22 protein-coding genes are annotated in these 25,516 nt (G+C 66.3%); 14 read left to right on the top strand and 8 right to left on the bottom strand.

The window, feature by feature from the left end; all coding sequences use genetic code 11:
- Positions 1-12 precede the first annotated feature (12 nt).
- Both nbaC and AB1Z25_RS10915 read left to right on the top strand, forming a co-directional pair.
- Positions 13-576, top strand: a complete 564-nt coding sequence (gene nbaC, locus AB1Z25_RS10920) for a 3-hydroxyanthranilate 3,4-dioxygenase (protein ID WP_107798933.1) — start codon at positions 13-15, stop codon at positions 574-576.
- A 91-nt stretch (positions 577-667) separates the two neighbouring features.
- The gene (locus AB1Z25_RS10915) at positions 668-1,651 is read left to right on the top strand and encodes an amidohydrolase family protein (RefSeq protein WP_486637250.1); all 984 of its coding nucleotides are present in this window, start codon (positions 668-670) and stop codon (positions 1,649-1,651) included.
- A gap of 6 nt (positions 1,652-1,657) precedes the next feature.
- Here the strand turns inward: AB1Z25_RS10915 and AB1Z25_RS10910 are convergent, their stop codons facing one another.
- Positions 1,658-2,566, bottom strand: coding sequence for an aspartyl/asparaginyl beta-hydroxylase domain-containing protein (locus AB1Z25_RS10910; RefSeq protein WP_199225841.1), 909 nt, complete (start codon positions 2,564-2,566; stop codon positions 1,658-1,660).
- 282 nt (positions 2,567-2,848) lie between these two features.
- Here AB1Z25_RS10910 and AB1Z25_RS10905 point away from each other — a divergent pair, with 282 nt between their 5' ends.
- The 4 genes from AB1Z25_RS10905 (at position 2,849) to AB1Z25_RS10890 (ending at position 5,978) form a co-directional block, all read left to right on the top strand.
- Positions 2,849-3,610, top strand: a complete 762-nt coding sequence (locus AB1Z25_RS10905; RefSeq protein WP_486637249.1) for a dimethylarginine dimethylaminohydrolase family protein — start codon at positions 2,849-2,851, stop codon at positions 3,608-3,610.
- Positions 3,611-3,708: 98 nt separating this feature from the next.
- On the top strand, positions 3,709-4,467 hold the full coding sequence (locus AB1Z25_RS10900) for a transporter substrate-binding domain-containing protein (RefSeq protein ID WP_486637248.1): 759 nt from the start codon (positions 3,709-3,711) through the stop codon (positions 4,465-4,467).
- Positions 4,468-4,564: 97 nt separating this feature from the next.
- Complete coding sequence (locus AB1Z25_RS10895) at positions 4,565-5,239, top strand: ABC transporter permease (RefSeq protein ID WP_486637247.1); 675 nt, start codon at positions 4,565-4,567, stop codon at positions 5,237-5,239.
- A 10-nt stretch (positions 5,240-5,249) separates the two neighbouring features.
- Positions 5,250-5,978 (top strand): ABC transporter permease, encoded by a 729-nt coding sequence (locus AB1Z25_RS10890; protein WP_235088535.1) that lies wholly within the window; start codon positions 5,250-5,252, stop codon positions 5,976-5,978.
- Here AB1Z25_RS10890 and AB1Z25_RS10885 read toward each other — a convergent pair.
- The gene (locus AB1Z25_RS10885) at positions 5,970-6,443 is read right to left on the bottom strand and encodes an Lrp/AsnC family transcriptional regulator (RefSeq protein ID WP_107798939.1); all 474 of its coding nucleotides are present in this window, start codon (positions 6,441-6,443) and stop codon (positions 5,970-5,972) included. The genes AB1Z25_RS10890 and AB1Z25_RS10885 overlap by 9 nt on opposite strands.
- 118 nt (positions 6,444-6,561) lie before the next feature.
- On the opposite strand from AB1Z25_RS10885, the gene AB1Z25_RS10880 reads away from it, so the two are divergent.
- Both AB1Z25_RS10880 and AB1Z25_RS10875 read left to right on the top strand, forming a co-directional pair.
- On the top strand, positions 6,562-7,677 hold the full coding sequence (locus AB1Z25_RS10880) for a succinylglutamate desuccinylase/aspartoacylase family protein (protein ID WP_486637246.1): 1,116 nt from the start codon (positions 6,562-6,564) through the stop codon (positions 7,675-7,677).
- A gap of 73 nt (positions 7,678-7,750) precedes the next feature.
- Entirely contained in the window at positions 7,751-8,791 is a 1,041-nt protein-coding gene (locus AB1Z25_RS10875) for an arginine deiminase-related protein (RefSeq protein ID WP_235088540.1), read from the top strand.
- Here AB1Z25_RS10875 and AB1Z25_RS10870 read toward each other — a convergent pair.
- The 5 genes from AB1Z25_RS10870 to AB1Z25_RS10850 form a co-directional block, all read right to left on the bottom strand.
- The gene (locus AB1Z25_RS10870; protein WP_486637245.1) at positions 8,788-9,753 is read right to left on the bottom strand and encodes an SEL1-like repeat protein; all 966 of its coding nucleotides are present in this window, start codon (positions 9,751-9,753) and stop codon (positions 8,788-8,790) included. The genes AB1Z25_RS10875 and AB1Z25_RS10870 overlap by 4 nt on opposite strands.
- Positions 9,754-9,958: 205 nt before the next feature.
- Positions 9,959-11,320, bottom strand: coding sequence for an SEL1-like repeat protein (locus AB1Z25_RS10865; RefSeq protein WP_486637244.1), 1,362 nt, complete (start codon positions 11,318-11,320; stop codon positions 9,959-9,961).
- 4 nt (positions 11,321-11,324) lie between these two features.
- Entirely contained in the window at positions 11,325-13,391 is a 2,067-nt protein-coding gene (locus AB1Z25_RS10860) for a phospholipase D-like domain-containing protein (protein WP_486637243.1), read from the bottom strand.
- Positions 13,388-16,099 carry a type VI secretion system Vgr family protein gene (locus tag AB1Z25_RS10855; RefSeq protein WP_486637242.1) on the bottom strand — a complete coding sequence of 904 codons (2,712 nt, stop codon included), beginning with the start codon at positions 16,097-16,099 and terminating at the stop codon, positions 13,388-13,390. Before AB1Z25_RS10855 ends, AB1Z25_RS10860 begins: the two co-directional genes overlap by 4 nt.
- Positions 16,100-16,398: 299 nt before the next feature.
- On the bottom strand, positions 16,399-17,994 hold the full coding sequence (locus tag AB1Z25_RS10850) for an ABC transporter substrate-binding protein (protein ID WP_486637241.1): 1,596 nt from the start codon (positions 17,992-17,994) through the stop codon (positions 16,399-16,401).
- A gap of 596 nt (positions 17,995-18,590) precedes the next feature.
- Here AB1Z25_RS10850 and AB1Z25_RS10845 point away from each other — a divergent pair.
- The 6 genes from AB1Z25_RS10845 to AB1Z25_RS10820 are packed head-to-tail and all read left to right on the top strand — an operon-like array spanning position 18,591 to position 24,727.
- On the top strand, positions 18,591-19,580 hold the full coding sequence (locus AB1Z25_RS10845; RefSeq protein WP_199225850.1) for an iron-containing redox enzyme family protein: 990 nt from the start codon (positions 18,591-18,593) through the stop codon (positions 19,578-19,580).
- A 9-nt stretch (positions 19,581-19,589) separates the two neighbouring features.
- A complete protein-coding gene (locus AB1Z25_RS10840) occupies positions 19,590-20,591 on the top strand; it encodes a TenA family protein (RefSeq protein ID WP_107799038.1) in 1,002 nt (333 codons plus the stop codon).
- A gap of 42 nt (positions 20,592-20,633) precedes the next feature.
- Entirely contained in the window at positions 20,634-22,124 is a 1,491-nt protein-coding gene (locus AB1Z25_RS10835; protein WP_486637240.1) for a hypothetical protein, read from the top strand.
- Positions 22,108-23,385 carry an aspartate aminotransferase family protein gene (locus AB1Z25_RS10830; RefSeq protein ID WP_486637239.1) on the top strand — a complete coding sequence of 426 codons (1,278 nt, stop codon included), beginning with the start codon at positions 22,108-22,110 and terminating at the stop codon, positions 23,383-23,385. Before AB1Z25_RS10835 ends, AB1Z25_RS10830 begins: the two co-directional genes overlap by 17 nt.
- Entirely contained in the window at positions 23,382-24,299 is a 918-nt protein-coding gene (locus AB1Z25_RS10825) for an EamA family transporter (protein WP_227103205.1), read from the top strand. The genes AB1Z25_RS10830 and AB1Z25_RS10825 overlap by 4 nt, the downstream gene beginning before the upstream one ends.
- The gene (locus tag AB1Z25_RS10820; RefSeq protein ID WP_227103203.1) at positions 24,296-24,727 is read left to right on the top strand and encodes a GNAT family N-acetyltransferase; all 432 of its coding nucleotides are present in this window, start codon (positions 24,296-24,298) and stop codon (positions 24,725-24,727) included. Before AB1Z25_RS10825 ends, AB1Z25_RS10820 begins: the two co-directional genes overlap by 4 nt.
- Here AB1Z25_RS10820 and fabG read toward each other — a convergent pair.
- Positions 24,724-25,497, bottom strand: a complete 774-nt coding sequence (gene fabG, locus AB1Z25_RS10815) for a 3-oxoacyl-ACP reductase FabG (protein WP_486637238.1) — start codon at positions 25,495-25,497, stop codon at positions 24,724-24,726. The two genes, AB1Z25_RS10820 and fabG, sit on opposite strands and share 4 nt — an antisense overlap.
- Positions 25,498-25,516: the final 19 nt, after the last annotated feature.

Below are 25,516 nucleotides of genomic sequence, written 5' to 3'. Positions count from 1 at the left end.
AGGAGAGAGGAGATGGAACTGCAATACGGCATGCCGCTCAATCTGCTGGACTGGGCGCAGCGCAACCAGGGTCTGCTCAAGCCGCCGGTGTGCAATGCGGCTGTTTGGTCGGACGGCGACTACATCATCAATATGGTGGGCGGGCCGAATACCCGCACCGATTTTCACGACAACCCCACCGAGGAGATTTTCTACCAGATCCAGGGCAACGCCTATCTGGAGATCTGGGACCGCGGGCGCTTCGATCGCATCGAGTTGCGCGAAGGCGACGCCTTCCTGTTGCCGGCCCACGTCATCCACTCGCCGCAACGGCCCGAGCCCGGCCTATGCCTGTTGGTGGAGAAGCCGCGGCCGGTCGGCCAGTACGACAGCCTGCAATGGTACTGTCCGGTCTGCGCGGCCGAGATCTGGCGTTTCTCCAAGCAGCTGGAAAGCCTGGTGGACGATCTGCCCAAGGCCTATCAGCTGTTTTACGCCTTGAGCGAGGACGAGCGCCGCTGCCGCCATTGCGGCACCGTCCACCCCGGCAAGGATTACGCCGCCTGGCACGAGTTGCGGCAGCGTTCCCGTCATTGAGCGCCCGTTCCATGACCGCCGCGTTCCCGCCCTAGCTCGCAAGACGGGAACCGATTCTTGAAGCAAGCTTAATTAACCGAGAAACGCAGCCATGATAGACATCCACTCCCATTTCTTCCCGCGGATCAGCCAGGCCGAGGCGGCCCGGCTGGACCCGCGGCGCGGGCCCTGGCTGGAAACCTCCGGCCGCAACGGGCAGATCATGGTGGGCGAGCAGCCGTTCCGGCCGGTGCACGACGCGCTTTGGGACGGCGCGCGCCGGCTGGCCTGGCTGGACGAGCAGGGCATAGACATCCAGATCATGTGCGCGACGCCGGTGATGTTCGCCTACGCCGCGCCGATAGAACGCGCCTTGCCTTGGGCGCAGCTGATGAACGATCGCGCGCTGGACATGGCGGCCATCGCGCCGCAACGCTTGAAAGTGCTGGCGCAAGTGCCCTTGCAGGACGTGGACGCCGCCTGCCGCGAAGCCAGCCGCGCCCGCGACGCCGGCCACATCGGCGTGCAGATCGGCAACCACGTCGGCGAGCGGGATCTGGACGACGCAGGCCTGCTGACGTTTCTCAGCCATTGCGCGGCCGAGAACATCCCGCTGCTGGTGCACCCATGGGACATGATGGGCGCCGGCGCGCGGATGAAGCGCTGGATGCTGCCCTGGCTGGTGTCGATGCCGGCGGAAACCCAGCTGGCCATCCTGTCGCTCATCCTGTCCGGCGCTTTCGAACGCCTGCCGGCCAGCCTGAAAATCTGCTTCGCCCACGGCGGCGGCAGCTTCGCCTATCTATTGGGCCGGGTGGACAACGCCTGGGAGCAGCGCGACATCGTGCGCGAAGACTGTCCGCGGCGGCCGTCCAGCTATCTGGACCGGTTTTACGTGGATTCCGCGGTGTTCGATCCCGGCGCGTTGCGGCTATTGATCGCCACCATGGGCGCGGAGCGGGTGATGCTGGGCTCGGACGCGCCTTTTCCGCTGGGCGAGCAGACGGTGGGCGGCCTGGTCCGCGAGACGGTGGCGGACGCCGAGATCCGCCGGCGGCTGCTGGCGGACAATGCGCGGGCCTTCTTCAGTTTATAGGGCGGCTCAACTCAGCAGCCAGCCCAGCAACAAGCCGCCGAACAACAGCCATTTCAGCGCGTAATAGCCGAGGCGGCTCTGCGCCTTGATGCGCTTGCCGAACAGCCGCACCGCCTGCACATAGCGGAACAGGCGGTTGAGCGCGCCGGTGCGGTCCCCGTCCTGATTGGGGGCGCTGGCGGCGCCCAGCAGCAGGCGGCTGAGCCGGCGGTTGAACCAGGCGGCGAGCCGGAAGCGCATCGGCCGTTCGATATCGCAGAACAGGATGATGCGCTGGTGCTTGGTGGCGTTTTCGGCGTGGTGCAAATAGGTTTCGTCGAACAGCACCGCCTCGCCGTCGCGCCAGCTATAGCGTTCGCCGTCCACTTCGATGTAGCAGGCCTCGCTTTGCGGCGTGGACAGACCCAGGTGGAAGCGCACCGATCCGGCGAAGGGGTCGCGGTGGCGCACCAGGCGGCTGCCCGGCGGCAGGCTGGCGAACATCGCCGCCTTCACCGTGGGAATGCCCTCCAGCAAGGCGGTGGTGTACGGACACAGCTTGGCCGCGGACGGGTGAGGCTGGTCGTACCACTTGAGATAGAAGCGCTTCCAGCCGGTTTTGAAGAAGGAATTGAAGCCCAGATCGTCGTAACGGTCGGAGGCCTTGATCGCGCCGCCGTCGGACAGGGCCAGCGCCTCGGTGCGGATGCGCTGCCAGTTGTCGTTCAGCGTCCGCAATTCCGGAAACTGTTGCAAGGGTAAATAGGGGCGGGCCGGCAAGGTGGAGAACAAGTAGCAGAAGCAGTTGATCGGCGCCATGAAGGTGGAGTGATCGGTCAACTGCCGCCAGAAACCCAGACGTTGGCGGCCGCGATAGTGGATATAGACGGTACAGAGCGCGAAAACGAGGAGGATGGAGAGTTTGATATACGGCATATGGGCTCGCCTGTGCATGGATATGCTCAATTTCAAGCAAATACCGGTTTTGGACGACTGGTAGTTGGGATAGTTTAGCAAAATCCTGCCGCCGCCGCCCCCCGCGGCGGGCCGCGCAAACGGCTGTATCGGGCCGGAAAACAGCCGAAACCGGCTGTGCCGGCCGCCGCATACGGCCGACACCCGCAAGGGGCGCTGCCTAGAATGGTTCGAGCGAGAACGGCCCCGCGCCGTCCCCGGCAATCATTCGCTTGCCGGGCCGCCCGACCAAGGAGCCTGCCCATGCATTTCACCCACGCGATCACCCGTTTGCCGGCCGACACCGTGGCCGGCGGCCTGACCACCGCCGATATCGGCGCGCCGGACCCGGCGCTGACCCGCGCCCAGTTCCGCGACTACGTGGACATTCTGCTGAGCCTGGGCCTGACCGTCAGCACGCTGCCGGCCCAGCCCGATTATCCCGACGCCCATTTCGTTGAAGACACCGCGGTGCTGATGCCGGAACTGGCGGTGCTCACCCAACCCGGCGCGCCGTCCCGCCGCGGCGAGGTGCGCAGCATCGCGCCCCTGGTGTCCCGCTTCCGCCACGCCGTATCGATGGACGGCGACGCGCGCATGGACGGCGGCGACGTGCTGATGATAGACAAGCGCTTCTTCGTGGGCCTGACCAGCCGCACCAACGAGGCCGGGGTCAGCCAGTTCGCCGCCGCGGTGGAAAAGTTCGGCTATGTCGTCACCGCGGTGGAAGTCAGCGCCGGCCTGCATCTGAAATCCATCGTCAACTACGTGGGCCGCAACACGCTGATCCTGTCCGAAGACCGCGCCGACGATCCGGTGTTCCGCGGCTATCAGCAGATCGTGCTGGCCAGGGACGAGGAATACGCCGGCAACACCCTGTGGATCAACGACACCCTGATCACGCCCAGCGGCTACCCGGACACCCTGCGCAAGCTGAAGACCCTGGGCCTGCCCATCATCGAGACCGACACCAGCGAAATCCGCAAGATGGACGGGGGCTTGACCTGCATGTCCCTGCGCTTCTGAAAAACCGTTCCATTCGCCACCGGCCGCAGAGCCGGGAAGATTCAGAACCTGTCGCCGACGCGGAGCCGGCGAGGAACAGGCTCTCAAGGAGAAACCAGATGAAAACCATCAGCATCGCGCTCTTGCTGGCGCTGAGCGCCGGCCCGTCGCTGGCCAAGGACATCCAGCAAATCCGCTGGGGCGTGGACGGCGGCTACCCGCCTTTCGACGTGCTGGCGCCCAACGGCGAGATCACCGGCTTCGATCCGGACATCGCCAAAGCCGTCTGCGCCGAACTCAAGGCCCGCTGCGTCTTCGTCAAGCAGCCGTTCGACAGCATGATAGCGGCGCTCAACGCCAATAAGTTCGACGCCGTCATCGCCTCGCTGAACGTGACGGCGGAGCGGCGGAAGCAGGTGGATTTCAGCGACAAATACTACGCGTCCGCCTCGCAGCTGGTGGCGCGCAAGGGCAGCCCGCTGCGGCCCACGCCGCAGTCGCTGGCCGGCAAGACCGTGGGCGTGCAGTCCGGTTCGGTGCACGAGCAGTACGCCAAGGCCAACTGGGGCGGCGGCAAGGTCAAGATCGTCACCTACGCCAACCAGGACAATGTCTACCTGGACCTGGCCTCCGGCCGCATCGACGCCGCCTTGCAGGACAATATCCAGGCCGAGACCAGCTTTCTGCGCACTGAGCGCGGCCGGCAGTTCGCCTTCGCCGGCCCCAAGCTGGGCGAGTCCAATCCGGTGGCCGTCGCGGTGCGCAAGAACGATCCGGAACTGAAGGCGGCGATCAACCGCGCCATCGCCGCCATCCGCGCCAACGGGGTGTACGAGGGGATACGCAAGAAGTACTTCGGCTTCGATATCTACCACTAAGCACCTGTTCATCGTCTGCTGCGCGGCGTGCGCACCGCTTCCATCCCTATCCACCCCCGGCCGGCGCCCGCCGGCCGCTTCCCCAAGGAGGGCGGCCATGGTGGCGTCCTATCTGCCCCTGTTGCTGAGCGGGGCCTGTCTCAGCCTGCGCGTGGCGCTGGCCGCGCTGGGGCTGGCCCTGCTGTTCGGCCTCGCCAACGCCTGCGTCAAGCTGTTCGGGCCGCGCTGGCTGCGGGCGGCGTCCATCGCCTACACCACGGTAATCCGCGGCATTCCGGAGCTGGTGATGATGCTGCTGCTGTTCTACGGCGGCGAGAAAGTCTTCAATCTGCTGCTGGCGGCCTTGGGGCTGCCGGCGGTGGAGTTCGACAAATTCCTGGCCGGGGTGCTGACCATAGGCTTCATCTTCGGCGCCTATTACACCGAAACCTTCCGCAGCGCCTTCCTGGCGGTGCCGCGCGGCCAGTTGGAGGCCGGCGTCGCCTACGGCATGCGGCCGTGGCGGCTGTTTCGGCGCATCCTGTTTCCGCAGATGCTGCGCCACGCCTTGCCCGGCATCAACAACAACTGGCTGGCGCTGATGAAGTCGGCGGTGCTGGTGTCGCTGATCGGCCTGGAAGACATGGCCTGGCTCGCCGAGCAGGCCGGCCGCGCCACTCAGATGCCTTTCCTGTTCTATTTCCTGGTCTGCCTGGTCTATTTGCTGTTCACCGCCGCCTCCGGCGGGGTGTTCCGCTGGCTGGGGCTGCGTTACAGCCGCGGCCTGCTTTGAGGGGAAAACGATGACGCTAGACGAAATCCTGCGCGCCTTGCCCAGCTATCTATGGGGAGAGGGCGGCCAATGGAGCGGGCTGGCGCTCACCGCCAAGCTGTTCCTAGTGTCCGGCGGCCTGGGCATGTTGTTGGCGGTGCTGCTGGCGCTGCTCAGGGTCTACGGCCCGGCGCCGCTGCGCTGGGCGGTGGCCGCCTTCAGCTATTTCTTCCGCGGCACGCCCTTGTTCATGCAGCTGATGCTGATCTATTACGGCGTGTCGCAATTCAGCTGGGTGATAGAAGGCTGGCAGGCGGAAGACCCGTTCTGGCTGCTGTTCCGCGACGCCACCTTCTGCGCCATCCTCGCCTATGTGTTGAACACTGCCGCTTACGCGCAGGAAATCCTGTCCGGCGCGCTCGCCGGCTACCCGCGCGAGGAAATCATGGCGGCGGAGGCCTTCGGCATGTCGCGGGCGCGGGTCATCCGCCGCATCGTCTTGCCCGGCGCGCTGCGGCGCTCGATACCGGTGCTGAGCAATGAAATGGTGTTTTTGCTGCACGCCACCGCCTTATCGTCCACGGTCACGCTCTTGGACGTCACCGGCGTGGCGCGCGCCTTGTACGCGGCCACCTACGCGCCGTTTTTCCCCTTCCTGATGGCGGCGGCGATCTACCTGGGCTGCACCTTCGCGCTGCTGGCGGGTTTTCGTCAGGCGGAACGCCGCTGGCTGAAGTTCCTGCGGCCGCGTTCAGCCTAGCGCGCCGGCGCTGCGCTTGATCTCCTGCAGCTCGGTGATGGTGATGATCTTGTCGATCTTGAAGGCGGCGCTGTTCAGCCATTGCTCGGCCAGCTCGCGGTATTGCTGGATGTCGCGACAGCCGACGCGCACCTGGAAATCGAAGCTGCCGGCCACCAGCCAGGCGTCCAGCACCGCCTCGCTGCGTTGCAGTTCCTTGATGAAGGCCTGCTGCGACAGCGCGTGATCGGCCAGCGCCACCTGGGCCACCACGATGACGGGGTAGGCCGGTTCCGGCAGCTGCACCACGGCGCGGTAGCCGCGGATCACGCCGGCTTTTTCCAGCCGGCGCACGCGCTCCAGGCAGGGCCGAGGCGTCAGATTGACCTGCTCGGACAAACGTTGAAAGGACATCCGGCCGTCGGCTTGCAAAGCGGCGAGGATTTTCAGGTCGATACGGTCCAGGCTGGGTTTCTTGTCGTTCATGGCGGGTTTCAGGATGGATGGGCTGCCTGATGATTTGAGCCTCAGGCGCCGACAGTGTCAAGGCGGCGCGTCCAGCGTGGTTTTGATATTTCAATGACATGGAAAGGGAGGGCGTTTTATGGAGCTCGTCACCCAGGCGTTGCCACAGGCCAGCATAGGCATGCGGCGCGAACTCTTGAGCCTGCATTACGGCCGGCGCGGCGCCGGGCCCAAGGCCTATTTGCAGGCCAGCCTGCACGCGGACGAACTGCCCGGCATGCTGGTGATCCACCATCTGCGTCGGCTGCTGGACCAGGCTGAAGCGGCCGGCCTGCTGCGCGGCGAAATCGTGCTGGTGCCGGCGGCCAATCCCATCGGGCTGGCCCAGGCGCTGTTGCAGCAGCAGCCCGGGCGTTTCGAACTGCGCAGCGGCGAGAACTTCAACCGCCGCTTCACCGATTTCCACCCGCTGCTGCGCCCCGGCCTGGAGGCCGGCCTTGGCGATGACGCCGCCGCCAATCTGCGGACGGTGCGCGCCCGGATGCGCGCCGCGCTGGACGCGCAAACCCCGGTCACGGAACTGGAGGCGCTGCGCCTTGCCCTGAGCCGGCTGGCGCTGGACAGCGACCTGGTGCTGGACCTGCATTGCGATAGCCAGGCGCTGCTGCACGTGTACGCCGACGCGCCGTTCTGGCCGGCGCTGGAGCCGCTGGCGCGCTATCTGGGCGTGGCCGCGGCGGTCTTGAACGAGGCGCCGGGCGGCACGACTTTCGAGGAATCCTGCGGCCAGAGCTGGTGGCGGCTGGCCGGCGAACTGGGGCCGGCGCATCCGCTGCCGCTGGGCTGCGTGGCCGCCACGGTGGAGCTGCGCGGGCAGGGCGATCTGGACCACGGCCAGGCGCGGCGGGACGCGGAGGCTTTGTACGCCTATCTGCAAAGCCGCGGCCACATCGCCGGCGCCGCGCCGGCCTTGCCGCCGCCGGTGCCCGCGCCATGGACCTGGCGCGGCATGACCAGCGTGAGCGCGCCCGCGCCCGGCCTGGTGCTGCGCCATTGCGCGGTCGGCGCGGAAGTGGAGCGCGGCCAGCCGCTGCTGGAGCTGATCGACCCGCTGGAAAACCGGGTCGTCCCGGTGCTCAGCCCGGCGGCGGGGCTGCTCTACGTCAGCCACCCGCTGCGCTACGCCCAGGCCGGCATGGAGCTGTGCCGCATTCTGGGCCGGGCCGACGCCGGCGCGCGCGTGTCGCTTGCTTGAACGTTCGCGTCATGTTTCCGGCATGGCCGCAACGCGTACTGTCAGTAGAATGATTTGCCGCCCGCGGGCGGCCATGCGAACCCCCACCCAAGAGCCGCCCACCATGCAAGCCCAAGCCATCGCCGCCGCCGACGCGCCGGCGCAAGAAAACCTGGAGCCCATCTGGCTCCGCGCCAGACAAGGCCAATTGGCCCGCGCCGTCGTGATGGTGCGCCCTCACGATTTCGCCTTCAATGAACAAACCGGCGCCGACAATGTGTTCCAGCACCGGCTGCAACTGCCGCCGGCCCAGGTCACCGCGCGGGCGCTGGCGGAATTCGACGCCATGGCGCAGCGGCTGCGCGACCGCGGCGTCGAAGTGCTGGTGCTGGAAAAAAGTCCGGACGGCTATCCAACCCCGGACGCGGTGTTTCCCAACAACTGGTTCAGCACCAGCGTGGACGGCAGCCTGCACGTCTACCCGATGCACACGCTGAACCGCCGCCGGGAACGGCGGGTGGAGGAGCTGTGCCAATTGCTGCTGAGCCACGGCTACGAGGTGGAGCAAGTGGTGTGGGCCGGCCATCCGCTGGAAGAGGAACTGATCCTGGAGGGCACCGGGGTGATGGTGTTCGACCATCCGCGCAAGCGCGTGTACGCGGCGCGCTCGCAGCGCTGCCATCCGGGCGCGCTCTACCGTTACGCGCGCCGGCGCGGTCTGGAAGCGGTGCACCTGTTCGACACCGTGGACAGCCGCGGCGTGCCCATCTACCACACCAATGTGATGATGAGCGTGGGCGAGGGCTTCGCGGTGATCTGCTCCGAAAGCCTGCACCGGCCGGAGCAGCGGCGGCAAGTGCTGAGCGCGCTGGGCGAACACCACGAGGTGATCGACATCAGCCTGGCCCAGGTGGAGCGCAGCTTCTGCGGCAATATTCTGCAACTGCGCGGCGCCGGCGGCCAGCCGCTGATCGCGATGTCGGAGCAGGCCTGGAACGGTTTCACGCCGGCGCAGCAAAGAACGCTGGAGCGCCACGGGCAGCCGGTGGTCAACCCCATTCCCACCATAGAGGCGGTGGGCGGCGGCAGCTGCCGCTGCATGCTGGCCGAGTTGTTCCTGCCGCGCGTCCGCTAGCGGGCGCGGCGCGCCTCGTCCGGCAGGCCGGTGGCCGGGCCCAGCAGCTTGGCCTCGGCCAGTGCGCGCAGCCGCTCCTCGCTGGGCGCCGGCGGGGCGACGCCGGCCTCGTGGTCGCGCAGCCACTGGATCTTGCCGTCCCAGGCCGGCAGCGGCGCCGGCGGCAGCGGCACGATGTCGTCGATATCGGGCACGGTGGGCTGGCGGTAGGACCAGTCGGCTAGGGTTTTGCGTAGAATGTCGTAACGATGGCTGCGCTCGGCGTCATAGGCCAGCCCCAAGGTGCCGTCGCTATCAGGGGGTGGTGCCAGGAACTCCTCAGATAATCTGTAAGCAGATACGGTATTCCCCGCCTTGACCGCCAGCTGGTAGTACTTCAGCGCTTGGCCTCTGTCTTTGTCGTTTAGATAGGTTGCATATTCCCCCGCAGCATTGGCATGGCCCTGTTCGGCGGCGCAGCGGTACATCTGCCAGCCAATTGGGAATGCCGGATGATCCGGCCCCAGCCAAGTCAGCTTGTCGCCGACATAGTATTGCGCCTGCGGATTGCCGAGGTCGGCGGCTTTGCGGAAGTAGCGCAGCGCCAGTTCGTCATTGGCGGAATAGCCGAAGCCGCTGTTGACGTAGACGCCGAGCAGGTAGTAGCCGGCCGGGGCCTGGGCGGCGATCAACTGGTCGTTGAGATCCAGCACCTCGATGACGCTGCCGTTGAAGTCGCCACGGCGCAGGCCGTTTTGCAGATTGTAATTGGCCTTGACGTGGCCATGGGCGGCGGCAATGCGGTAGAGCCGGGTGATTTCGACGTTGGCGCTGGTCTGCGGGTCCAGCAGATTGTTCTTTTGCATAAAACGCGCGTATTCAAAGATTTGCTGCAATTCCGGCTCCGGCGCCGGGCTGGCGTCAGCCTCGTAGCGGCAGCTAAAAGCCAATTTGGTGTCGATGTTTCCAGCATCGGGCAGCATGCGGGTCTGCTGGCCGCAGGCGGATAAGGCCAGGAGCAGGAGCAGCCCGCCTAGTGTTGGTGGCCGTGACAGAACCCGTACCGTCTTTTTTGCCGCGGGAACACCGGGCCACACACGGACTACCCGCACCGCGCGGGTCCATGCCGCGGTGGCTAAATCGGTTTTGCGCCGGGCTTGGCCGTGGTTCATTTCGCGGTCTCCCCGGTCAGGCCGGCAGGTGGTAGCGCACCAGCTCCCACTCCACGGCGACCGGCCGGTAGACCAGCCATGCATCGCCAAACCATTGCTTCCACCACGGCAGCGGGTAGGCGACATTCAACTGCGGCAGCGGCTGGCCGGCGGAGCAAAGCGTGGTCGGGTGTTCGCCGGCCCAGGGCACGCAGCCCTTGGGCGGCAGCGGCCGCCAGTGGGCGGCGACATTGGGCACGTGGCCCGTCTGGCGGCGGCTGAGCAGCGGCAGCGCGTCGGCAAAGGGCGGAGTGCGTTCGGCGCGGCGGCGCGCCTCGTCGGCGGCGGCTTGTTTGTCGGCCGCGATCCGGGCGCGGCGCGCCTCGTCCGGCAGGCCGGTGGCCGGGTCCAGCCGCTTGGCCTCGGCCAGTGCGCGCAGCCGCTCCTCGCTGGGCGCCAGCGGGGCGACGCCGGCCTCGTGGTCGCGCAGCCACTGGATCTTGCCGTCCCAGGCCGGCAGCGGCGCCGGCGGCAGCGGCACGATGTCGTCGATATCGGGCACGGTGGGCTGGCGGTAGGACCAGTCGCCCAGAGTCTTGCTGATGATCTTGTAGCGGCGGCTGCGCTCGGCGTCATAGGCCAAGCCGAGGTCATTCAGATCACCGGAGCCAGGGGCGAGAAAGGATTTGCGTAATGCATTGGCTGCAATGTCATTGCCCGCCTTGACCGCCAGTTGGTAGTACTTCAGCGCTTGAACATTGTCCTCGCCTTCTGCCCAGGTGCCGGCTTCGCCGGCGGCCTTGGCATGACCCTGTTCGGCGGCGCAGCGCTTCATCTGCATGCCGATGGCCTGAATTGCATGCTGACCGATGAAGCCGGAGACCAGCTTGTTGCCGACATAGTATTGTGCTGGCGGATTGCCGAGGTCTGCGGCCTTGCGGAAGTAGCGCAGCGCTAGCTCCGGGTTGGCGTCATAGCCGAAGCCGCTGTTGATGTAGACGCCGAGCAGGTAGTAGCCGGCCGGGACCTGGGCGGCGATCAACTGGTCGTTGAGGTCCAGCACCTCGATGACGCTGCCGTCGAAATCGCCGCGGCGCAGGCCGTTTTGCAGATTGTAATTGGCCTTGATGTGGCCATGGGCGGCGGCGATGCGGTAGAGCCGGGCGATTTCGACGTTGGCGCTGGTCTGCGGGTCCAGCAGATTGTTCTTTTGCATAAAGCGCGCGTATTCAAAGATCTGTTGCAGTTCAGGCTCCGGCGCCGGGCTGGCGTCGGCCTCGTAGCGGCAGCTAAAAGCCAGTTTGGTGTCGATGTTTCCAGCATCGGGCAGCATGCGGGTCTCCTTGCAGGCGGTGAGCGCGAGGGTGAGCAGGGCGAGGGGCAGCAGGCGTCGGCGCATCGTTTTAGTCCAGATTGCTGACGGCGGGGCTGTCGCGGTAGAACTCGACCAGCGGGGAGATGGGACTAAATCCCTTGTCTTGGGCTTTTTTATTTCTCTCAATCAGCTCGCCCCATTCCTTGAACGCTTCCGCGACATCCTCCTGCGCCCCCAGCGCCACCTTCTTATTCCGGTCCCAGGTGTGCTGGCTCCACAGCTGTAGCCGGAGGTTTTTGGTCAGCGCCCCGTGCTGGTGGGCGATATTGAGCTCGCTGTCCACCTGCATGCTGCGGGTGTTGAGATTGGCTGAGCCCAGGGTGGTGAACACATCGTCGATCAGCGTCAGCTTGCTGTGGATGTAGACCGGCAACCAGGGCTTGCCGGCCGGTGAGTCCGGCGCCACCAGCGTGCAGACATGGATTTTGAGGCCGGGGCGCGGCTGCGGGGTGATGGTTTGCGGCTGGCCGGCTTTTTGCATCTGGCGGGCGGCTTCCCGGCTGGCTTGCAGTTCGACCTCTGCCTTGACCGCGGCGTCACGAGCGGCGTTGGCCTGTTGCAGCAGTGCGGCGTGGCCGGCGTCCGGTTGCGGTTTGCGCGCGGCGGACCGGCTCACCTGTTTGTCCAGCTTGGCGGCGGCTTGCCGCGCCTCCTTCAGTTGTTGTTCACGCCAGAGCACTTCGCGCTTGCGCGCGACATTGGGAATCAGTTCGGCGCGGCCCAGGATGTCCAGCATGTGATAGGTGTTGACGGTGCCGTCCCCCATGCCTTCGTCGGAGGCGTTGGTGACGGCGAACACGTGCAGGGAGCCGTGCCGGCCGGCTTCACGACCGGCGCCGGTCAGCTTGGCGGCGACGTCGTTGATCTTGTCGGCCAGCGCCGGCCAGCGAAAGTACTGGTTTTCGAAATAGAGGTAGTCGACGGCGTTGTTGACCGCCTGCAGATACATCTTCTCAATGTCCTTGATGCCTTTTTTGCCGCTGAGCGGGTGGCGCTGCTGCGGCTGGGTGCGCAGGATTTGCAGCATGCATTTGCCCTTGGGGTCGATGTCGGTGCGTAGCGGCAGCCGCGGGTGGACGTCCTTGGCCTTGCGCAGGGCGAGCAGGTCTTCGCCGGTTTCCTGTTGCCAGGCTTGGGCGAAGTTGTGGTGCAGGTGTTGGAGAATGGGGCCGCTGACGCGGCTGGAGATGTCCTGGCGCGGGCCTGTGCCGTTGCGGCCTTGATCCGGTGGGTGAACCCTGACACTGTGGGCCGGGGTGTCCCAGTACTCGTCCAGCATGTTATGGCCCATGACGAAGCCGTAGGCGAGCGTGGGGTCTCCCATGTCGATCAGCACCATTTTTTGGTGATGGCTGGGAGCGGCGGCCGAGGCCAGTTGCTGGGTGAAGGCGGTGGGGGACAGTGCGTGGTAGCGGGCGGCGTAGAGGATTTCCAGTCGCTCCTTGGTACTGAAACCGCGGCCGATGAAGATCAGATTGCGCTGCTGCGCAGGCCGCCAGGGCTGATGCAGCGGGAACACCAACGGTGTGGCGATGGAGCTGCGGTAGGCGTAGGTGCGGAACCAGCGTTTGTCATCAGCGTATTGATCCAGCGTATGTTTGCCGGGGCGGCTCTTGACGCGGACGCGATCCTTGCCGGGGAGGTTGGATTCGCTGACACCGGTGACATTGATGCCGGTGATGCTGCCGACAGCGGCCCCGATGGCTGCGACCTGGCCCAGGGTACCGAGCGGGGGCGGGGCGTGTTGCAGCAGCGCGGCGGCGGCAAGCGCCGGGGTGGGTTCCAGATCCCAGCCGAGTATGCGAACCTCCACGCCGGCGGCGGCTTTTTGTTCCAGCAACTGGCCGATCGGCGGCTGTTTGCCGTCGCGGATGAAGTGCATGGAGGGCTGGAAGCCCCAGCAGATGATGTCGACGCTGCGGCGGGCCTGGGCGATGGCGCGGTGGACGGCGTCGAAGGCGGCCTGGCCGCAGTTGAGCGGCAGGAAGGTGCCCCACTGGGCATCGTATTCGGCGTCGGACACGATCCATTCGCAGTGGAAGGTGGCCTCGCGGGTTTGCTTGAGGTTGAGCGGGCAGTAATAAGCTTTGCTCATTTCGCGTCTCCGCTGGCGTCGGGGGGCGGCGGGAAGAGCAGCCGGGCATAGCGCCGGCGCAGGTTTTGGGCATCGCCGTCTTCATTGGCGCGGGAGATGTTGTAGTCCTGCGGATGCAATCCCAGATTGGCCAGCGGGTCCTGTTCATCGTCCTGGTATTGAGTGAGCACCGGCAGGATGACGGTTGCGCCATTGGCCAGGCGCACGCTGTAGCGGGCGGTGACGGCGTCATGGGCGATGGCGAGGCGGCCTTGGGCGTCCAGCACGCCGCGGCTGACTTCCTGGCCGTCGGCCAGCAGGGTATAGGGCATGCCGGCCCAACCCTTATCGCTTTCCGGCCCACGGCTCACTTTAAGCCGCAGTGTTTCCTTGAACAGGGTTTTGGGGTAGGCCGGGTGCTCCGCTTGCAGCTGGTCCGGTCCGGTGATGGTCCAGTTCCGCGCCTTGACGGTGTGGTTGCCGGGGCTGCCGATTTCCACCGTGCCGTCCTGCTTCAGGCGCAGGTAGGCGCCGCCGCAGAGCAGGGTCAGCTCCTCCTTGGCGGCGATGGCGATCTTGCCGCTGCTGCTGCTGATGTTCAGGCTTTCCAGCGCGTGCAGCTGCATCGGGCCGTTTTGCGCCTGCATCGTCACCGCGCCCTGGTTGGCGATCAGCTTGAGACCGAGTTTTTGCGCGAACAGGCTGATGCTTTCGCCGGCGGCCACGGTGAAGCGCTTCAGCGCCGACACATCGGCCTGGGCGCCGGCGCTGAAGGCCAGGTTTTGCCCGGCTGCCAGTTGCAGCTGGGCCGGGGTGGCCAGCGCGATGCCGGCCGGCGCGTGCGCCAGCAGCGCCGGCTGCTTCAGTTCGGCCAGCGTCTGTTGCAGCAGCTGTTTCTGCGCGTTCAGGTCGGCCAGTTCCGCCTGGGCCTGCTGAGCCGCCTGGCGCAGGCTGTCCACCAACTGGGCCGCTTCTTCCAGCTGATCCAGCGCCGCCTGCATGTCCAGTTGCTTGCCGCGCGCCTTGGGTTGGGCGTCGGTGCTGAGGAACAGCCCCTTGGCGGCGCGCAGCGCGCCCCAGCCGTCGGTTCTGAGTTCAAAGCCTTCGCCGCGCGGCGCACGCTGGCCGTCCACGGCGTGGCCCAGATTGAGCTGGCTCTTGTCGAACTCGGTGGCCAGCTTGATGTGCTCCTGGCCCTTGCGGTCTTCCAGCCGCAGCTTGTTGTTGGCCCAGGTGCGGATCAGGTTGCGGCTGTCCCAGTGCGCGCCGGGGTTGCTGTCGGTGAGTTCGGAGTTGTGCAGGCAGCCGCTGATATAGGGCCGGTCCACATCGCCCAGCACAAAGCTGACCAGCACCTCGGTGCCTGGGTGCAGCGGGAAGTGCAGACCGTATTCCGGGCCGGCGTAAGGCCGGGCCAGCCGCAGCGGGCGGCTGTCGCCGCCGGGCGACCATTCGTCCAGATCGAAAGGCAGGCGCACGCAGTAGCGGCCTTGCAGGTCGATGGCGCCGTAATGGGTTTTTTCCGGGGCGACGACGCGGGACGGCAGCGCGCCGGAGAGGCGCGGCACCGGGGTCAGTCGTTCCTGGCGATAGGGCCGGTCGGCGGGCGTGGCGGTGAAGGCGTTGCGGTAGGCGTCGCGGCGGCCGCCCTGATGGCGGACGGAAACCAGCAGCCAGCCGTCCGGGGCCGGAGCCAGCGCCGGGCCGTCGTGCTTGAAGATTTGGCCGGGGGCGAAGGCTTGCAGACAGTTGCCGTCTCCGGCGGCGATCCACTGGCGGCAATGCTCGCGCTGCAGGGCGATCAGCACCGCGCGCTGTCCCTGCGCCGGGTCTTTGTAGTGTTCGCCCCACTGGTAATCGACGCCGCGGGCGCCGGGGGTCTTGGCCGGCGGGCCGCCTTCGGCCAACAGCGGCTGGTTGGCGTCGCGGTAGTTGTAGTCCTTGCGCTGGAGGCGGGCGCGGATGGGCTGGGCGGCCAGTTCAAAACGGCTCAGGGTTTCTTCGTTGTCGGCCATGCCGGCCTGGGGGCGGAGCTTGAGCTTGACGCCGCCCTGGGGCGGCTGGGTGGGATCGCGGCCGGTGCGGACGTAGGCGTCGATGTCGTCGCCGAAGACGATGGTTTCCCAGGCGGCGTTGTCGGGTTCGGTGAGCAGGTAGTAATAGAGGCCGGCTTTCTCGGCCAGCCGATGGATGAAGTCCAGATCGGACTCCTGATACTGGGTGACGAACTCCAGCTTGGGATAGGGATTGGGGTCTTGGCCGAACAAGGGGCGCAGCCGCCAGGCGACTTCATGGCCGCGATAGCCGTGGCGTCGCAGCACGGTTTCGATGATGTCCGGCACGGTTTGCTGCTGGAAGATGCGGGAGAAGCGGCCTTCGGCCAGGCGGGCGAGCTGGGATTCGACGCGGACCTGATACAGCGCCTCGTCACGGCTGGCGCTGAGGCGCTGGGCATGGCTGACCACGCCGCGCCAACGGCGCAGCAGCTGGGGCGGGGTGTCGGGAAAGAGGGCGGCGTCCGGGTGGGGTCCGTGGATGGAGAACAGCGCGTAGCGGTCCAGCAGGGAGACGAGGTCGATGTCTTGCTGGGCGGAGGTGAAGCGGATGTCGGCGGAGAAGGGCCGGCCCAGGGTTTCGTCCAGGGTGAAGGATTCGACCGACAGCAGCTCGGCCGGCAGTTCGGCGATCTTCAAACGGTAATGATTTGAAGGCTGACTATTCAAAGGCATGGCAATTTCCTTTATTTAAAAACAGCGCATGTCAATGGCGATTCAGCCATGTTTAAACGTGGGTGTGAATCAGGAAAAGTCTGAAAATGCCGAGAAATGCTTGAGCTCAATCAAATGCGGCTCATTGGATGAAGTCAGGCGGTTTTGCTTGCTTGGCTTATAAAATAAATTTATTAATTATCTGTTTTATGAGGAAAAATAAAGCGGGTTGTTTGGGGGCGAGGGCTTGAAGCTGGGCCTGCGAGGGAGCGGAAAAAAAGCGGGCGCCGCAAAGCGACGCCCGCTGGAGACTTGATGACTTATTTGACGCTGACGCCGCTGAACTGATAATCGCCGAAGGGGCTGATCTTGAAGCCGTTCACTTCCTTGCGCATCGGCTGATTGATGATGGAGTGGGCGATGGTGGTCCACGGCAGATCGCGCTTGAAGAGGGTTTGCGCCTGCGAGTACAGCTTGGCGCGCTCGGCCTGGTCGTTCAGGGTGCGGGCCTTGATGATCAGCGCGTCGAACTCCTTATTGCAGTAGCGCGAGTAGTTGGAGCCGTTCACCGCCTCGCAGCTGAGCAGCACGCCCAGGAAGTTGTCCGGGCTGGCGTAGTCGCCGGTCCAGCCCATCAGGCCGGCGTCGTGCTCGCCGCGCTTCATCCGCTTCAGGTATTCGCCCCATTCATAGGACACGATCTTGGCCTTGACGCCGATCTTGGCCCAGTCGGACTGGATCATCTCCGCCATCAGTTTGGCGTTGGGGTTGTACGGCCGTTGCACCGGCATCGCCCACAAGTTCAGCTCGAAGCCGTTGGGGTAGCCGGCCTTGGCCAGCAGCGCCTTGGCGGCGGCCACATTGTAGGGCGCGTTCTTCAGGCTCTTGTTGTAGGACCACAGCGAGGACGGGAAGGGGTTGCTGGCGGCCTGGCCCTGGCCTTGGTAGACCGCGTCTATGATGGCCTGGCGGTTGATCGCCATGTCCAGCGCCTGGCGCACCTCGCGCTTCTGGAACTGCGGCTTGTCCAGGTTGTAGCTGAGGTAGCCGATATTGAAACCGGGCGCGGTCAGCATTTTCAGCTTGGGATCAGTCTTCATCACCGCCAGATCGCTGGGGCGCGGATAGGACATGATCTGGCACTCGCCGGCCTTCATTTTCTGGTAGCGCACCGAGGGATCGGTGGCGATGGCGAACACCAGATTGTCCACCTTCACCGCGCTCTTGTCCCAGTAAGCCTTGTTGCCGGCGTAGCGGATCTGGGCGTCCTTCTGGTAGCGCTTGAAGATGAAGGGGCCGGTGCCCACCGGTTTCTGGTTGATGTCGGCGGCGCGGCCGGCCTTGAGCAGCTGCTCGGCGTATTCGGCGGACAGGATGGAGGCGAAGGGCATGGCGATCTTGATCGCCAGGTCGGCGTCCGGCGCTTTCAAGACGAAGCGCACCGTCTGCGCGTCCACTTTTTCCACGGCGCTGACGTTGCTGGCCAGGCCGGTGTCCACCGCGTAGGGGAATTCCGTGTTGTAGGCTTTGCGGAAGGGGTGGTTCTTGTCGAACATGCGCATGAAGGTGAACACCACGTCGTCGGCGTTGAAGTCGCGCGTCGGCTTGAAATAGTCGGTGGTGTGGAACTTCACGCCCTGGCGCAGCTTGAAGGTGTAGACCTTGCCGTCCGGCGAGGCGCTCCAGGAGGTGGCCAGGCTGGGAATGGCCTTGGTCGAGCCTTTCTCGAAACCCACCAGGCGGTCGAACAGCGCGTGGCCGGCCGCGTCGAAGGTGGTGCCTGAGGTGAACTGGGCGGAGTCGAAGCCGTCCGGGCTGGCTTCGGAGCAGTAGACCAGGGTGCCGGCGGCCTGGACGGAGACGGCGAAAGCGGCGCAGCAGGCCGCGGCCAACAATTGCGGTTGGATCTTTCTCATTGCTATTTCCCTATTTGCAGAGCGGTGAAGGGCGCGGACGCCTTCTTCATGAGTGCTTGGCAGGCCCTTGGGGGCTTTCTATTTGTTCATCTGTCCGATTCCCGCCGTTTTGGCGGCCCGGCATGCGTTTGGGATGCCCGTTTGATGCCGGATTCAAGCGACTAAGGCGGGAACGGAAGACCCTGCCAGCATATAGATTGTTGCCCCGGCGTCAATCGTGCGCTGCGGCGTAAGCGCGCCCGCATTTGAGATTTTCGTTTCGACGAGTTGGGCGCATTTTTAAGAATGATATTTAAAAACAGTTATTTGTGTCAGTTTTCAGGCGTTTCTGCATTGCGGCGGCAGGCATAAGATAGGGAGGCCTGCAAAAGGGCGTTTTTGTTTTCTCTTAAGCCAAGGAGAGCCAAATGCAAGCCAGCACGCAAGAAGCGGTGGTTGTGGTCAAACCCCGCAATCCGCGTCCGGTCCTGGTGCCGGTCCACTTGTAATCGGGTAGGAACGGGGCCGCCGTTTCAGGCGCAAAGCCCTGGGCCGATCCGGATTCCGCGCCGCCGGCTTGCCGGCGGCCGCGCTCATCTTTAAGAGGAGACTCCTTTGTGTCCCATCCGTCCGATCTTCGTTTTTGCCTGAACGGCGATGTGATTTCGCAATCGCCGCTGGTGGTCAAAACCGCCGGCGACGAGGAGTTGGAGATTTCCGCAGGCCTTGCCAGCACGGAGGAGGTCAGCGCGCTGATGGCGCGCCTGGCCGGCGGCTGCAGCCAGCGGGACGCGGAGCGCCTCCTGCCGCGCCAGTCCGCCGACGAGGTGCGTCGTTTGCTGGTCAGCCTGGAAAACTACGGCGTGATCCGCCCGCTGGCGCCGGCGCGCGGCAAGACCGGGCTGGAAGTGCTGCTGGAGGTGGAGGACCTGTCCAACCGCCTGCTCTACCAGACGCTGTACCGCAATCCGTTCTGGACCCATTGCCAGAACGCCAGCCAGCCGGGGGATATTCCGGAGCGGGTGTTCCACGGCATGGTGATAGAGAACTATCACTTTTTGTTCCGCGAAAGCTATTTCGACGCGCCGGTGCTGTCCTATGTGCCCAATACCCAGGCGCGGCTGGCGATGAACGCCTTCTTCGCCGAGGAGTACGGCCACGACGAGCTGCTGCTGCAGGCCTTGAACCGCATCGGCATCAGCCGCGAGGACCTGGCGCACGCCGTGCCGCTGCCGCAGACCATGGCGCTGTGCAATGCGCTGGCCTATTGGTCGCACAACGATCCGCTGTTCTTCTTCACCACGCTGGGCATTTTGGAAGGCAAGGACATCCGTCAGGACTCCTTCCTGGACGCCGCCTACCGGCTGGGCGTGGACGCGGATTTCCTGCGCCCGGTGAAGGCGCACTCGGACATCAATCTGAAGGGCGAGCACGGCAGCCTGACCCGCAAGATCTTCGCGCAGATCCCGGTGGTGGATCAGGAAACGGCGCGGCGCCTGCTGGCGCAAACCCATTTGTTCGTCGAGCTCTACGACGCTTTCTACAGCGCGGTCTGGCGGCATTATCTGCACGCCGACACCTTGCTGCGCCGCATCGAGCATTATTGAGGAGGCACTATGCACGGCCCCGGCACCCATGATCTGTTTCGTTACCCGGCGCTGCGGCCCGGGGTGGAAATCCAGCCGCAGGACGGCGGCGTGGCCCTGTTGTACCGCGAGCAGTCCTGCGATCTGCAAGTGGCCGACGAAGGGCGGCTGCAATTGCTGGCCCTGCTGGACGATCTGCAGCGCGCGCCGGCCAGCATGTCGGCGCTGCGCGCCGCCCATCCGGAATTGGCGGGGACGATTCCCGGCCTGCTGGAGGAGTTGGACCGCCTGGGCCTGGTGACCGAGGCCAGCTTCGAATTGCCGGACGACGCGCTGTCCGGTTGCGAGTTCAACACCCGGTTGCGCAATCTGGCGCAAAGGGCGATGCGCAAGCGCGGCCATTCCCGGCTGTACGGCATGCTGTCCGACGGCAGCGCGCCGCGCAATGTGCTGATCGGCTACGCGCTGGAGTATTACTACCTGGTGCGCGCGGCGCCGGGCCTGATCGCCTCCGCGCTGTCGCACGCGGACAGCCGGCAGAACCAGCGCAGCATCCAGCGCTTCCTGGTGTCGGAGTTGGATCACGATCAGATGCTGGCCGAGAGCCTGGCCAGCGTGGACATGGAAGTGGAGGGCCTGGACCATCTGCAGCCCCTGCCGTCCACCTTCGCCTTGTGCGCGGCCTTGGGCGTGTTCGCGCGTCAGCATCTGCTGTCGTTCAAGAGCGTGTTGTTTCTGTTCGAAATGCCCGGCGACGAGTTCAACCGCGCGCTGGTGCGCTGTTGCGAACGCGCCGGACTGGACAAGGGCTTTTGGGAGCCGCTGCTGCGCCACGCCTACCTCAACGATACGCTGGGGCACGACGACATCACCTCCGAACTGCTGCAGGACATCAGCGCCATCAGCCGCGAGGAGCAGCTGGTGGTGGAGAAAAACCTGGTGCTGACCATAGAAACCATGGCGCTGCAGGACGAGGAAATCGTCGATTACTACAGCCGGCCGGACGCCTTGATGCCGCGGCTCTATTTGTAATCCCCCGCAGTAGTCCTCGAGACGGCAGCCAAGGAGAGAACGATGGAAGCCTGGCAAGTCACTCATTATCGCGCGCCCCACCTGGTGCCCTTCAGCGCCCATCTGGCCGACGACGGCCAGACCGTGGTGCTGGCGGCGGACGCCAAGGAGTATGAAATCCAGTTTTCCGGCGTGGACGGCGGCCGGGTGCTGGACAGCGTGCTGGCGATGGCCAATCCGGACGCGGAAATCTGGTTCGACATCCACGCCGGATCGGCGCCGTCCTGGCAGCTGTCGCTGGCGGAACAGCTGGACGCGCTGTCGCTGATCCGCGACGCGCCGGCGGACCCGGCGGCGCTGGAGCGGCAGCGCCGGCAGTGGGAGGCGCTGAGCCGCCGCTGCGTGGACAAGCTGTTGGCGGCCACCGCCGGCGCGGCGCGCGGCGCTTACGCGCCGGTGGTGCTGAACATGCTGCGCCTGCTGGACGAGCCGGCGCCGCAGGCCGACGCCTTTTGCATAGACGAGGCGGGCGCGCCGGAGTGGCGCGACAATTTCGCGCTGCAAACCTTCTATCTGCAAAAGCTGTACCTGGCCGACAATCTGCCGCAGGCGCTGACGCTGTGGCGGCGGGTGCTCAACGGCTTCGCCGACGGCGCCGGCTTCGTCGGGCTCAGCCGCCGCGAGGCCGGCGCGGCGGAGATGCCAGCCAGCGAAGGCTTTTACTGCCCGGCGCATCTGGAGGCCTATGCGCTGTGCCTGGTGGATCTGCTGCTGCTGGCGCCCAAGCCCGAGGCGCGGCGGCGGCTCCTCTGCCGCGAGCCGGCCTCGGCGGTGGACAGCGGCGTCAACTTCATGCGCCGCGCCGAGCAGTTTGCGCTGGACGGCCTGGCCGAGCTGGGCGAATCGCGCTATGTGCGCAGGGTGAACGCCGCCGACGCCGGCTTCGGCCCTCTGGTGCAAGGCCTGTTCATCGAGCAATACCACGTCACCCAGCGTTTCGTGGAAATCATCGCGCCGCTGATGACCAAGCGGCTGCGCAGCCCGCTGAAGCAACGGGTCTACCGTTATTTCCAGGAGGAGCTGGGCCACGAAGTCTACGAGCGCGCCACCTGCGAAGCGCTGGGCGTGCCGCCGGCCTGGCTGGACCAGGCGCTGCCGCTGCCCTTGTTCCAGGCCTATGTCGACGCCTTCACCGTGCTGGGCCGTTACGACCCCATCGGCTATCTGAGCTCCATCATGGTCACCGAGGGCATGTTGGGCGTGGACAATCCGGTGCACGAGCGGCTGGAGTCGCTGGTGGAGTTCCGCGCCGATTACCAGCGCGTGGCCAAGCGCCACGACGATTTGAATCTGGAGCTCAACCACGCCGCCTTGTCCCGGCTGTTCTTCCGCGAAATCAGCGCCTTGTCGCCGCGGACGCAGCAACGCGCAGAGGCCAATCTGGCGTATCTGCTGGAGCTCAATCTGCGGGCGATGGACCAGGTGGCGGACTTCTACGGTCCGCAGGCGCAGCTGGCCGTCTGCTCGCTGGACGGCTATGCCGTCGCCGGCTGAACGCGCGGCGACGCAAGCCGCCTACGCCGCCAGCGTCAATCCGGCCTGGCTGGAAACGTTGAGGCAGTGCGGGCTGGACGCCCGGCCGCTGGAGGCGGAGGGCGCTTGGCTGCGGCTGGAGGACGGCCGGCGCTGGCTGGACTTCGTCGCCGGCTACGGCGCGGCGGCGCTGGGACATCGCCCGCGGGCGCTGCTGGCCGGCCTGGCGGAAGACCTGTTCGATCCGGCGCCCAATCTGCATCCGCTGGGCTTTTCCGGCCTGGCCGGCGATCTGGCCGCGGCGCTGCTGACGCTGGCCGGCTTCGCCGACGGCAAGGCCCTGTTCGCCAGCACCGGCGCGGAGGCGGTGGAGGGCGCGCTGAAGCTGGCGCGGATGGCCGGCGGCCGGCGGCGCGCCTTGAGTTTCGACGGCGGCTTTCACGGGCTGACCCTGGAAGCCACCGAGCTGGCCGGCGGCGATTTCTGGCGGCAGGGCCTGCCGCGGCGCGAGGACTGCGCGGTCTTGCCCTGGGGCGATCTGGCCGCGGCTGCGGCCGAGCTGGCGCGCGGCGACGTGGCCGCGGTGCTGCTGGAGCCGGTGCAGGGCAGCGCCGGCGCGCGCGCCTGGCGCGGCGAGGAGCTGGCCGAGCTGGCCGCCTTGTGCCGCCGCCACGGCGCGCGGCTGATCTACGACGAGGCGCTGTCCGGCCTGGGCCGCTGCGGCGCCTGGTTCGCCTATCAGGCGCTGGGCGCGCCGGCGCCGGACCTGCTGATTGTCGCCAAGGGCCTGAGCGGCGGCGTGCTGCCGGTGTCGGCGCTGCTGTTCCGCCAAGACATCTACCAGGCGGTGTTCGCCCGGCCCGGCTGCGCCAAAATCCACGGCTCCACCTTCGGCGGCAACCGGCTGGCCTTGAGCTGCGGCCTGCGCATGCTGGAGCTGTTGCGCCAGCTGGACGCGCCGGCGCGGGCGCGGGAGAGCGGCCGGGCCTTGCGGCGGCGCTGGCGGGAGGCCGGGCTGGAGGGCTTCGAGTTGGAGGGCCAGGGCCTGATGCTGGCGCTGCGCGCCGGCCCGGCGGCGCAAGACCGGCTGGGCGAGGGCGCCGCCGGCCTGCTGTGGCTGCAATTGCTGCAAGAAGGCGTGCTGACGGTGCCGGCGGCGCACGACGCCGCCGCGCTGCGCTTGCTGCCGCCCTTGAACGTGGCGGAAGCCGAGTTGGACTTTTTCCTGGAAGCCTGCCGGCGCGCCATCGCCGCGCTGGAACAAGAGGCGACGACATCATGAAGATACGACACGTATTGCTGGCGGTGCTGGTGGCGGCCATCTGGGGCCTGAGCTTCATCGTGGTGAAGATAGGGCTGACCGAGTGTCCGCCGCTTTTGCTGGCGGCGCTGCGCTTCGTGGTGGTGTTCGCGGTAGGGGCCTGGTGGTTCACGCGGCCGTCCTTGCCCTGGCGCTGGTATCTGCGCGCCGGGCTGTGCCTGGGCGTGATCCAGTTCGCCGGCCTGTTTTCCGCCATCAAGCTGGGCATGCCGGCCGGCATCGTGTCGGTGCTGGCCCAGTTGCAGGTGTTCATCACCTTGCTGCTGGCCAGTCTGCTGCTGGGCGAAACGCGCTCCCGGCTGCAAAAGGCGGTGATGGCGCTGGCGTTGCTGGGCGTATTGCTGCTGGGCTACGCCCGCTACCAGGACGCCTTGCCCTTGCTGCCGCTGGCGCTGGCCTTGATCGGCTCGGCCGGCTTCGCCTGGGGCAATGTGGAGCTCAAGCGCGCCGGCAAGGTGGACATGTTCGCCTTCACCGTGTGGATGAGCCTGGTGCCGCCGCTGCCCCTGCTGCTGCTGTCCTTCGCGCTGGAGGGCGGACCGGCGGCGGCCTGGAGCGCCGTGGCCGGCTTCGGCTGGACCGCCACGCTGGCGCTGTTGTTCCTGGCCCTGGTCGGCACCCTGTTCGCGCTGGGCAGCTGGGGCAAGCTGCTCAGCCTGTATCCGGCCACGCTGGTGGCGCCGTTTTCGTTGCTCAGCCCGGTTTTCGGCCTGCTGGGCGGCTATTGGATCCTGCATGAACATTACGACGCGCTCAGCATCGTCGCGTCGGCCTTGATCGTCGCCGCGCTGGCCTTGAACACTTACGCCGGCAAACTGGACGCCGCGCGCGGCTGGCTGGCCGTCCAACTGAACAAGAGGACCGCGCCGCGATGAAGGAGGCAGAACTGGAGATTTCCACCGACAAGCACCGGCTGGACCTGGCGCTGATCCACGCCTTCTTGCACGATCACGCGCCCTGGGCCAAGGGCATTTCGCGCGCCACGGTGGAGCAGGCCATCGCCGGCTCGCTGTGCTTCGGCGCCTATCTGGACGGGCGGCAAGTGGGCTTCGCCCGCGTGGTGACCGATCTGGCCACCTTCGGCTATCTGTGCGACGTGTTCGTGACGCCGGAGCACCGCGGCCGCGGCTATGCGCGGCAGCTGATGCGCGGCGTCGCGGCCGAGCCGGCCTTGGCCCGGCTGCGTCGCATCGTGCTGGTGACCTCCAACGCCCACGCGGTCTACCGGCCCTTCGGCTTCGCCGCGCTGGAACACCCTGAGCGTTATATGGAGCTGCACCGGCCGGATGTCTACCAGGGCTAGCCGGTCAGCGCGTCCAGAGACTCAGGCAAGACCTGGCCGCCGTCCACGATCAGGGTCTGGCCGGTGATGAAGCCCGCCTCCTTGCTGGCGAAGAACAGCGCGGCGTTGGCGATATCGTCCACGCTGCCCAGCCGCCGCAGCGGCACCGCCGCCGCCATCTTGTCCAGATAGTCCTCGCCCAGCTCGCGCAGCCCCTCGGTCAGCACATTGCCCGGCATCACCGCGTTGATGGTGATGTCGTCGCGCGCCAGCTCCAGCGCCGCGCTGCGCATGAAGCCCAGTTGCGCGGCCTTGCTGGCGCCGTAATGGCTCCAGCCGGCGTAGCCGGTGACCGGGCCGGTGATGGAGGAGGTCAGGATCACGCGGCCGTACTCGGCCTGGCGCAGATAGGGCAGCGCCGCCTGCACGCAAAGGAAGTTGCCGCGCACATTGGTGTGCTGCACCTGATCCCATTCCTCCGCGCTCATGCTCTCCAGCGGCGCGGACGGGAAGATGCCGGCGTTGCAGCACAGCACGTCCAGGCCGTTGGGCGCGGCGGTGTCCGCCAGCAGGCGGGCCACGTCCTCGGGACGGGCCACGTCGGCGACGCGGCCGACGGCGTTCAGGCCGTCGGCGCGCAGGCGGGCCAGCGCGGCGTCCAGCCTGTCCCGGCTGCGGCCGCTGATGGTGACGCGCGCGCCGGAGCGGGCGAAGGCCCGGGCCAGGCCCAGGCCGATGCCGGCGGTGCCGCCGGTGATGAGAACGTTTTTGTCTTGAAGCGGGGTCAACATGATGAATCTCCTTGTGGGG

Source organism: Chromobacterium sp. HL1 (assembly GCF_057418835.1).
This window is presented reverse-complemented; position numbering and strand designations above follow the sequence as displayed.